Below are 10,000 nucleotides of genomic sequence, written 5' to 3' on the forward strand. Positions count from 1 at the left end.
TTGATTTCCGTGCTTGCGAAGATGGAAAAGACCGGCATCGCTCTCGACGTTCCTTATTTCGAGGAATTGGCTCGTGACTTCGATCGCGAAATCCGTCATCTAGAATCCGAAATTCACAGACAAGCGGGCAGATCGTTTAACATCGCTTCTACGAAGGAGCTACAGAAAATTCTTTTCGACGATTTAAAATTAAAAATCGTCAAAAAAACTCAAACCGGTTACTCCACCGATCACGAAGTTTTAGAAGAACTCCTGGGAGAACATCCGATTGTAGAAAAACTTTTGGATTACAGGAAATACACCAAACTCAAATCCACGTACGTCGACGCTCTTCCCAAAATGGTAAATCCTCGGACCGGAAGAATTCACACAAGTTACAACCAAACAATCGCGGCCACAGGAAGATTATCCTCTACCGATCCGAATTTACAAAACATACCGATTCGAGACCGAGAAGGTAGGCTGCTTCGAAAAGGATTTACCGTTGATTCTGATGAGTATGAAATTCTAAGTTTGGATTATTCTCAGATTGAACTTAGAATCATGGCTCACATATCCAAGGATCCTGCGATGTTGGAAGCGTACAATCACGGCTTGGATATTCACATAAGGACCGCAGCCGCCTTGTACGGAGTACCCGAAAAAGAAGTCACGCCCGAAATGAGGGATAAGGCCAAGGTCGTCAATTTTTCCGTAATCTACGGAGTGACCCCCTACGGACTCAGCCGCAATCTTAGAATTCCAAGAGACGAAGCGAAATCATTCATCGAACGTTATATGACACAGTATCCGGGAGTGAAAAGTTATATGGAGTCGATGGTCGAGTTTGCCGAAAAAAACGGTTACGTTCAAACGTTAACCGGTCGTCGTCGCCCGATAATCGATATTAACAGTACTCACAAATCTGCGAAAGAGGCGGCAAAAAGAATCGCGATCAATAGCCCGGTCCAGGGAACAAGCGCGGATATGATAAAAATTGCGATGATTAATATCCACGAAGACATCGAGAAAAAACATTACAGATCCAGAATGTTATTGCAAGTTCACGACGAACTTGTCTTCGAAGTTCACAAAAAGGAAAAGGAAGAATTCAAAACCTCCATGAAAAAACATATGGAAAATGCGATGCCTTTGGATCTTCCGATCCTTGTGGAAGGAAAATTCGGAGTCAACTGGGACGAAGCCCATTAGAGTTTAGAACGAAACTACAAATAGGAATTATTCCCCATCTCATCCTAATTTTTAAAACAAATTACTGATCCCTATATAAAGGAATACCGTTTATTTGAGCATAAATCCTGCGTTTAGACGCAGAATTTTGGACACTCTATTATATAGAGATAAGTAGGGTATCTTACGGACTGCAGATTCGACGAAATCTATAGCCGATAATTTATTCTCCGAAGAAGAAACCGAACGGGGAAAAAACGATATTGGAGCCGCAAGTTTTTTCGGAAATTTTTTCCTCAGTTTTTGTAACGAACATAGTAAAATACCGAAAAATATGATTGAACCGAGGCTTAGTCTTTGCGGGATAGGGGAGCAAAAATCGTTTACAAGTAGGTTAGACACGTTCAGAATAAATCGAAGAATTGGGAAAAACTATATCGTCATTCCGATTCGAGTAACGGACGGACTTGATTCTGCAATCGGCTTTGTAAGATTACGTACTTGTATACCGATTACTGCATCCGGCTTTAAATCGTTCTTTTTTCGCTGAGGACTCTCCTTGAAAAAAAAGAAAATACTAAAAGATCTTGATAGAATTGAAAAACAAGAAGATTTCGTTTTAAAAACCTTCTATACTTTATATGGCTAAATCGAGTTATAATAACCCTAGATTTTTTGACTTCGTATACGACGAGTTCCTAACTGTCGGTCTAGATGATTCGATTTTTTCGTTTCAAGAGGGTAATCTTTTTAACTCCTTAACAAGAGAGAACATTTTGGAGTTGTTGGAAATCACCGGAGTTCTTCCAGAAATTCGAAAGAAAGGTTATCAAAAAGTTCAACTTGAAATTTCGGGTATGGGACAGGACTTTCAAAGGCTCGTATTAATTTTCGATAAGGAGATCTTATTACATCTTCGTCTGAGCATACAGGAATATAGGTTAGAAATCAACGATTACTACTTTAAGGAAAAGTATCTTATCATCAATTGGTTACAGACACGTCATCCGAAATATCAATCTATGGATAAAAATCGGCTGTATCCCGGGCAAGACGTTCCGGGGCTTGGAATCTTTCACCAAATTTCCGATTTTATAGGATTCTTAATCTTATCTCTTCGATTGAACGGCGCGGTAATTCGTCCCGAGTATTTTCATGATGCCGTTTTATTTTCGAAAAAATTCCGCTTTCTAACCCCGGAAGCGCAAGCTCTGTTTTTTGCTTTAAGAAGGGATTTTAAAAACGAATCAATTCGTGGAATTTCCACCTATCTTCACTCCGGTAAAGTTCGTAATCATAAGGACGTTCTTGAATGGAAAGCGGTTGAAATGATTCTATTTTTGGAAAAAACTTTAAACTCTTTCGTCTTCAATAAGAAGTTTGATAAAAAAGTAAGCAAGATCTTAGATACGATCAAATTGAGCGTTGCGGAAACATAGTTAGGCGAAAATTTTGAATATTGTTTTTAGCGAACAAAAAGATAAATTGATGATCGAAAAGGAATATTAGAGTTTTTGAAAAATCCATATCTACAAACGATTTTTCCTATTCGAAGAAAATTAATTTTTCAACAATTCTATTCAGGATATAAATAGTAATGCTATCACAACTTGGTTTTACGATTCTAAACAGAAAAGGATTCACATCGAGTTCAAGTTACAAAACCGAGCGTTCATCTCTTGATTTTTTAATCAATGAAAAATCTTTTCTAATTAACGTGAGTTCGGTATAACAAAATGCGAAAGCGATTATTATGTTGCGATCCGTAAAGAGCCGTAACCAACCCCGCAAATTAAGAAGACTTTTGGGGTAATAAGGATCAAAAACTGATATTTTTCAAGTGTTCCGACAAGAATGATACTTTTTATTTGCAAAAAGTATCATTTTCTTATAGAGAAAAATCTCCCGAACCTTTCCGCCTATTTCGCGGCCCTTAGAGAGCGAAATAGAGTTTATTCGGCCCAACCACCCAAAAATCAGGGGAAACTCAGGCACAACGTTTCCTAAACTCAGTAAACACCTTCCTATGGGTCGGTGTTTAGGTCGCGTTGTGGGTAAGTTTCACTGTCGGAATTCCGACAGATTTATCTTCGGATCCAAGTATTTGTGGGATTGGTTATGTTAGAGAGCAACACTTTAGTTTCTTATTCGCCCAAACTTTCTTAGGCCGAACTCACGTTAATTAATAACAAATATGGAAGCTATTTTCTTTGATAAAACTGAATATGAAAAGATCATGCAGAAAGCTTTAAATTTCTTCGGAGCTATATAACAGAGTATCAAATATTTTACATTCCGACGGCACTTTACAATAAAAACTTACGGTACTTAATTCTATAGAACTCAAAAATACCAAAACACAGCGGTTCCATAAATTGTCGCTGCGCTTCATTGATCGCTCGTAAGCCTCGTCACATTTCACCCTATCAAGTCACAGAAATTTATTTCCCATGTAATCTGAACGTAAACAGAACGAATAAGATAATGCACAATTCAAAACCGAAGGATGCTACTATGGGAACGAATTTCGTAGGTAATAATACCAAAACAGAACGAAAATTGGAAGTTCGAATCGCCGAAAACCAGTTGGAAATAGAGCGCACTCTCGCACTTCGTTACGAAGTTTTCAATCTAGAATTGGGTGAAGGACTTCCTCAATCCGCGGCAACGCGCAAAGACAGAGACGAGTATGATCTTTTCTGCGACCATTTAATCGTGATCGATAAGAACCGAGAAAACAAAATCGTTGGGACGTATCGAATTCTCCGTAGATTCGTCGCAAAACAAAACCTAGGCTTTTATTCCGACAATGAATTCGATATCACTAAAATTTACGAATTGGACGCTGAAACCGCAGAGATAGGCAGAAGTTGTGTTCACCCCGAATACAGGGACGGATCCGTGATTTCAATGCTCTGGGCTGGGTTAGGGGCTTATATGCAGAAACATAACATTAGATATCTTTTCGGATGCGGTTCAATTCATCATACCGACACGCGATCCGCTAATGAAGTTTACGCCTATTTAAAAGATAAGAACGCTCTTGTAAGAAAAGAATTCGACGTAACTCCTCTTCCGGGTTTTGAAATTCCTGGCTTCGATCCGAACTATCAAGTGGATGATATGAAAGCCGTTTATAAAAGAATTCCGGCTTTGATTAAGGGATATATCAGAGCGGGTTCTCAAATTTGCGGAATTCCCGCTTGGGACAAGGTTTTTAAAACTATCGACTTTTTCATTCTCTTCGATGTGCATGACATACAATCCAAATACGGAAAACGTTTCCTAGATTAAAACCCTTATATCACCACACCGGAACCCCTTGACGGGAGTTCCGGCATTTTATTAATATCTTTTTAAGCCTTTGCTTAGAGATATCTCTCCTGATGAAACAAAACGAAATAGATTTTCAACATCCTAGTATCCGAGATCAAATCCGATTTTACTCTTTGGTCGCGATAGCCGGAATTCTGATGCTTGTCGCTTATCAATTCGGATCTCCTTCTTACTATTTAGGCTGGTTTGCATTTTTTATCAGCGCATTTTCCGTAGCCGGAAACGACGCGGTACAAACAATCGGAACTTTTATAGAAAGTAAAAGAGCGGTTCATTGGGTCTCAAAGTTAATTGTTTTAGGGGGGACAATCGTCATTATTTTTTTAGGTACTTGGATTTGGAATGATTTCCAGATTCATTTCGGGCGTTTGGAAAATTTTCCAGAAGTTCGAAGATTCAATCTTATACAACTTTTAGCTCCGTTGATTCTAGTTGTAATCACGCGACTGAAGTCTCCTATTTCAACCACCTTTTTGATCTTGGGACTTTTCAGCGGAAATAATATCGAAAAGATGCTGACCAAATCCTTTTTCGGCTACGGAATTGCATTCGGCGTTGCAATTTTTGTTTGGGGAGTTTTGGTAAAAATCGATCCGAAAGAATATACTGAGGATCATATTCCCGATCCGAGAAGCGAAAAACGTTGGGCTATTTTTCAATGGTTATCTACAATTTATCTTTGGGTCGCTTGGTTACGCCAAGACGCGGCAAACATTGTAATTTATCTTCCCAGACAACTTTCTATCTTAGAATTTATCCTCGCAGTCGGAATACTTGTCGTTGCTTTAGGAATTATTCTTTATACAAACGGCGGTACTATTCAAGAAATTGTAACTGAAAAATCGGATATTCAATGGTCCAAAGCCGCAACAATTGTGGATTTGGTTTACGGCACCATTCTGATTGTCTTTCATGAATGGAGTCAAATGCCCATGTCGACCACTTGGGTATTTTTAGGAATGCTCGCAGGTCGGGAAATCATTCTCAACTTCATGACTTTTAGGGATCTTCCTTACTTGGAAACGTTTCGAAAGGTGGGAAAAGACGTATTACTCGCGTCAATGGGAATCGCCGTCAGCGTTTTTATTTTCATCTTAGCCTCCCAAATTTACCCGGATACTGCCTCCGGAATTTTAAAATAAAATATCTAAATATTATAATTATTTAATATATAAAATCGATCCAATATCTTAAAAAAAATTAACTGTAAGTTCGTAATAAAACACCTGGTTTTCCACGTTTTAAGATTTTATTCATCTCCATAAAGGAGAGTGTCCAAAATTCTCCGCCTAAACGCGGGATTTGTGCTCAACTGGCGGTATTTTATAGGAGTAGAGCAGGCTCTGATTTCGTTTCCGTTCTGGATATTTACTTTTTCCAACACGAAGCTCGTTTCATTTTTTACGCCTTAGATTGAGGAACCCGACCGAATCGAATGTTTGGTTTGCCTATTCCAAAATTCATTTGTACTCATAAGATAAAGGAATATATAATCTATGAAATTACAGATCTCTTGATAGACGAAAAAATATTCGAACAAAAAGGTCCGGGCTTTTGCTCGAATATTCTCCGAGCAAAAGAAAGATCCGCCGACTTGCATTTACAATCTTTCTCAGATTCCTCCGTGGAAGCTCGATCAAATAATATTTTTTGTTCAATGCGTCCCCACTTCCCATAAATCTCAAACGATTCAGCGCAATAAAAAAGGCGCTTAAAAAGCGCCTTTTTACTTGGTCTATCAAACAAGATGAATGGAGAATTAAAAATTTCCAAGAACGGATTGGTATCTTTGAACTTCTTTTTCCAGTACTTGGGCTTGTTTCAGATATTTTTGAGATTGAACATTACTTGCGAGAAATTTTCCGCCCGTAGATCTTCTTGCAAGTTCTCGAAGTTCTTCGGCTCTATTCGCCTTTTGTTGTGCAATCGCTTTCAAATAATTTCCAACCGCAGTCTTTTGTTCTTTGGTAACCGCACTTTCAAAAATCGCCTTTTCCAAAAGCTGATCCTCAACTTCTTCCGACACCGCAAATAGAGAACTTGTAGCGAACAAGCCAAGAAGGGAAATTATAGAAATCAGTTTGTTTATTTTCATTATTGAAACCTCAGATGAACATTTTCTTCGAAGAACGAATCCCCGATACTAACTTGACTTACCGCCTTAAGAAATAAATCAAAAAAAATTTGCGCTCCTTTTTTTAACACCATCCAAACACTTTATGAATTCTGCATATTCTATTTCCATGAAGCACTCTCGGCTTAAAATGGTCGGAAATCGTACATTTTTATTCTAATAAGCTTAGTTTTTACGATTTTTTTCTGGGATTGATTCCAACAAACACAATATATAAAAGTATGCGTAATCAAAATACGATTGTCGAACTTGAATACAGTAACTTTCATTTTATAAACGATTTTTTTTCTAAATTACTTTTACAAATGAGGAAATTATATTCATTATAATTAATCAAAGCTCCATTTTGGAAAAAATCCGAATAAATGCTTAGCTAATTAGCTTTTGCTTAATTTATAGACATTTATTTTTTAGAAATAGAGAATATATTGAACAAATTTTCTAAAAATTGAAAAATATTATCGAAATTAAAATCAAGTCTTCTAAAAATTCAACCGCTCTTATTGAAGGTGAGTTCGGCATAAGAAAATGAGAAAAATTTTCTAAAAGTAGAAATTCCTGCTTTTAAAATTTGCTCGTAAAATCGCGATTTGTTGTAGTTCCCACATTTTAAGAATAGATTTACAGAGTTCAAATTCCAACTTCCTACAGAAAGATGAATCATGAATTTCTTACGCCGAATTCACGTTATTTACTGAAATAGAAGCTCTTTTAGGAGTTCCTACGTTTTCAGTACTTCAAAAGGAGGTAAAATCCTGAAATTTTAAGCTCGAAAAAAATTCTCCCAAAATCCGTAAAAATAAGATAAAACCAAAACTCACCTTGAAAAAACTTTGGGAGTTCCCACAAAATCTCCAAAAAAACAAACCTAAAAAAATTTCAATTCTACAAATTGCCATTCCCCAAATCGTGAGGATTTGGAAAAGAAGAGATTACTATGAAATACCTTCACACTATGATACGGGTCTTAGATCTCGAAAAAGCTTTGGATTTTTTCTGTATAACGCTAGAACTCGTCGTTGTTCGTAAAAAAGAACATCCTGAAGGCAAATACACGCTTGTTTTCTTATCAACCGGAGAAACCGACGCGCCTGAAATCGAACTAACTTACAACTGGGGACAAAAAGAACTCTATACAAGTGGAAGAAACTTCGGCCATTTAGCTTTCGAAGTGGAAAATATCTACCAAACTTGTTCCAAAATCGTTTCCAGAGGAATCACAATCAATCGTCCTCCCCGAGATGGAAGAATGGCCTTCCTTCGTTCTCCCGATCTCATTTCAATCGAACTTCTCCAAAAAGGACACGCACTTCCGCCGGAAGAGCCTTGGGTATCCATGCCCAACACCGGAGAATGGTGAATATTACTTCTCTCCGTCTCAAACTTTATATCAGGCAAAAATTTAGAGGCCGTCCCCAAAGTCTTAAAAGAAATCAGCGACAATCATTCGGTAGTTAATTGCGATTTGTTCCATATACTTTCTGAAATCCGAAGCTACGGACGTCGGAAGAATTGATCGAATCGAATCTCTCGCTTCGATCAATAACGGGAAAAGTCCTTCTCGATTTGTTACCTTAAGTCGAAACGAATCCCCCGAAAATTCTTCATAAGAAATTTCTGATATCGAATTTCGAACTTTGTACGAGAATTCCGGATCGCAAATTAATTCGACTTCTATCGGGTCATGTACCTGAAAGAGAGCAGGGTGCAAAACCCAATCCTGTGAACTTTCCTTTTTCTGCCCTTGAGGTTGATAAAGAGGATTTTCCGCGATCGTTTCCACCCTCGTGATTTTGGGAATAATGAATCTCCTTCTTTCTCTTTTTTTTCTGTCGTAGGCGAGAAGATAATAGTCCTCCGAATTTTTTCGAATCAACCGAATCGGATCGGCTTCCACCCGATAGGTTTCTTCCGGAAAGGTTTTATAATATAGAAATTGAACGGGAGATTTCGTTTTCAAAGCTTCTAAAAGTTTTTTCAAAAGTTGCTCCGACTCGTTTCCTTCCGCTTGACTCAACGACTTTTGAGTTTTCAGATCCATTTCCAATTCGGGATAAACATCGAGTTTTCCCTCGAATAACTTTTGAGACAAAGAATACAGTTCCAAAGAAGGAGTTTCTTGATACGATCTAAGAATCGCTTCCGCAAGCACCCGCAATTCCTCTTTTTCCAATCTCAATTCCCGATTGGATACGTTTCGATCGAGAACGTAACCCTCCTGTGTGGAACGAACCAAAAAGCCGAGTTCCCCCAATTCCTCTACGTCTCTGGAAAGTTTTTTCCGGTCCGAATCCGGGTTTTCCAAATTCTGATAGTGGTCTGGGAGCAAAGAACGAATTTTCGTAAAATTTATCGGAGAATGGCGACTTAACAAATTGAACAATAGAGCGGAAAGCCTGGATTCGGCTTTTCCGGCCTCTTTTACGGGAATCGGAAAATCGTCCTCGTTCCAATTTTGAATTTCTGACATAGCTAGAAACTTTCCGAAACTCGAAATTCTAATCAACTCGAAAACCACTTGAATCCATTCGCTTTTCCGACAAAATCTCCTTATTGTAGATTTTATCCGAAGGAATCAATATGAACACGATTTTGAATTACATAATTCCACACGCCGTCGGCTTGACTCTCATCGCAATCGGTTGGTACATTAGTATTTTAAACGTGGGGCTAACTCGTTTTACGGAAAACGTTTTGATTACAAAATGGACTCTCAGCGGTTTGGCTCTAATCGTAATTGGAGCTTATCTCCCCGAAATTTGGATCAGCATAAGAAATCTCTTTAAAAATAAGTAAGAATTACAAACCGAAAGAAGATTCGGCTTTTTCTTTTTTTCTGGCGGCTTTTCGTTCAAATTTGCTCGCTCTCGTTCGTACTTTTGCAACTCGAAAAGTTCGCCCGTTGCCTGAGAATTTTTTAAAGTTGGAAATATTTTCCTTTGCGTCGTATCGGAGAAGAAATAGGGATAATGTTTTTTATTCTTTCTCAAAAAACAATTTTAGAGAAAGCAAAGTGGTAAAACCCCAAGCGCTTAAAAACGCGTAAAATTTCCAACTGAAAACGTAATCGTCCTCTCTAAGAAAACTTACGAAAAAAGATTCCGGAAAAAAAACTCCGGCTAACGCGCCTAATCCGAGAAGAAATTGAACGCTCGAAAGAAAAGAACCCAGCCAATGAGAACGCCAGAAAGAGCCAAAGAAAAAAACGCCAGCGGAAAGAAAGATAAAATAGAAGTTAGACGAAACTCTGATGCTTTCGGTTTCTTCTCCGCCTAAGTGAATCGTATATTCGATCCAAGTCGAAAGGCTGAATAAAAGCTGAAAAGTAACCGCGATAAAAAGAACTTTTTCGGAGACCGA

9 protein-coding genes (2 of these 9 running past the window's edge) are annotated in these 10,000 nt (G+C 38.1%); 6 read left to right on the top strand and 3 right to left on the bottom strand.

Going from position 1 to position 10,000, the window contains the following annotated elements; all coding sequences use genetic code 11:
- The 4 genes from polA to FHG67_RS02210 all read left to right on the top strand — a co-directional run.
- A protein-coding gene (gene polA, locus FHG67_RS02190; RefSeq protein ID WP_002616876.1) for a DNA polymerase I crosses the window boundary here: on the top strand, positions 1 to 1,191 show its end. It extends 1,569 nt beyond the left edge of the window; the window shows 1,191 of its 2,760 coding nt (coding positions 1,570-2,760); its start codon lies beyond the left edge, outside the window; it ends in the stop codon at positions 1,189 to 1,191.
- Positions 1,192 to 1,811: 620 nt separating this feature from the next.
- The gene (locus tag FHG67_RS02200) at positions 1,812 to 2,609 is read left to right on the top strand and encodes a hypothetical protein (RefSeq protein ID WP_002616868.1); all 798 of its coding nucleotides are present in this window, start codon (positions 1,812 to 1,814) and stop codon (positions 2,607 to 2,609) included.
- Between the two features lie 1,075 nt (positions 2,610 to 3,684).
- Positions 3,685 to 4,464: a GNAT family N-acetyltransferase gene (locus FHG67_RS02205; RefSeq protein ID WP_061230987.1), complete on the top strand. Its 780-nt coding sequence runs from the start codon at positions 3,685 to 3,687 to the stop codon at positions 4,462 to 4,464.
- A gap of 92 nt (positions 4,465 to 4,556) precedes the next feature.
- A complete protein-coding gene (locus FHG67_RS02210) occupies positions 4,557 to 5,648 on the top strand; it encodes a hypothetical protein (RefSeq protein WP_004501806.1) in 1,092 nt (363 codons plus the stop codon).
- Between the two features lie 617 nt (positions 5,649 to 6,265).
- Here the strand turns inward: FHG67_RS02210 and FHG67_RS02220 are convergent.
- Positions 6,266 to 6,601 (bottom strand): LIC10421/LIC12816 family protein, encoded by a 336-nt coding sequence (locus FHG67_RS02220; protein WP_004500929.1) that lies wholly within the window; start codon positions 6,599 to 6,601, stop codon positions 6,266 to 6,268.
- Between the two features lie 976 nt (positions 6,602 to 7,577).
- Between FHG67_RS02220 and FHG67_RS02225 the strand changes: the two genes are divergently transcribed.
- A complete protein-coding gene (locus FHG67_RS02225) occupies positions 7,578 to 8,000 on the top strand; it encodes a VOC family protein (protein WP_004502650.1) in 423 nt (140 codons plus the stop codon).
- A gap of 63 nt (positions 8,001 to 8,063) precedes the next feature.
- On the opposite strand, the gene FHG67_RS02230 is transcribed toward FHG67_RS02225, so the two are convergent.
- The gene (locus FHG67_RS02230; protein WP_002633504.1) at positions 8,064 to 9,110 is read right to left on the bottom strand and encodes a helix-turn-helix transcriptional regulator; all 1,047 of its coding nucleotides are present in this window, start codon (positions 9,108 to 9,110) and stop codon (positions 8,064 to 8,066) included.
- A 110-nt stretch (positions 9,111 to 9,220) separates the two neighbouring features.
- Here FHG67_RS02230 and FHG67_RS02235 point away from each other — a divergent pair, with 110 nt between their 5' ends.
- Positions 9,221 to 9,436, top strand: coding sequence for a hypothetical protein (locus FHG67_RS02235; RefSeq protein WP_002633516.1), 216 nt, complete (start codon positions 9,221 to 9,223; stop codon positions 9,434 to 9,436).
- A 180-nt stretch (positions 9,437 to 9,616) separates the two neighbouring features.
- Here FHG67_RS02235 and FHG67_RS02245 read toward each other — a convergent pair whose 3' ends face one another.
- Positions 9,617 to 10,000, bottom strand: partial view of a hypothetical protein gene (locus tag FHG67_RS02245; protein WP_004502638.1) — the 3' portion only. The gene runs 123 nt beyond the window's last position; the window shows 384 of its 507 coding nt (coding positions 124-507); its start codon lies beyond the right edge, outside the window — the gene reads right to left on this strand; it ends in the stop codon at positions 9,617 to 9,619.

It is taken from the genome of Leptospira weilii (assembly GCF_006874765.1).
Classification (GTDB): domain Bacteria; phylum Spirochaetota; class Leptospiria; order Leptospirales; family Leptospiraceae; genus Leptospira; species Leptospira weilii.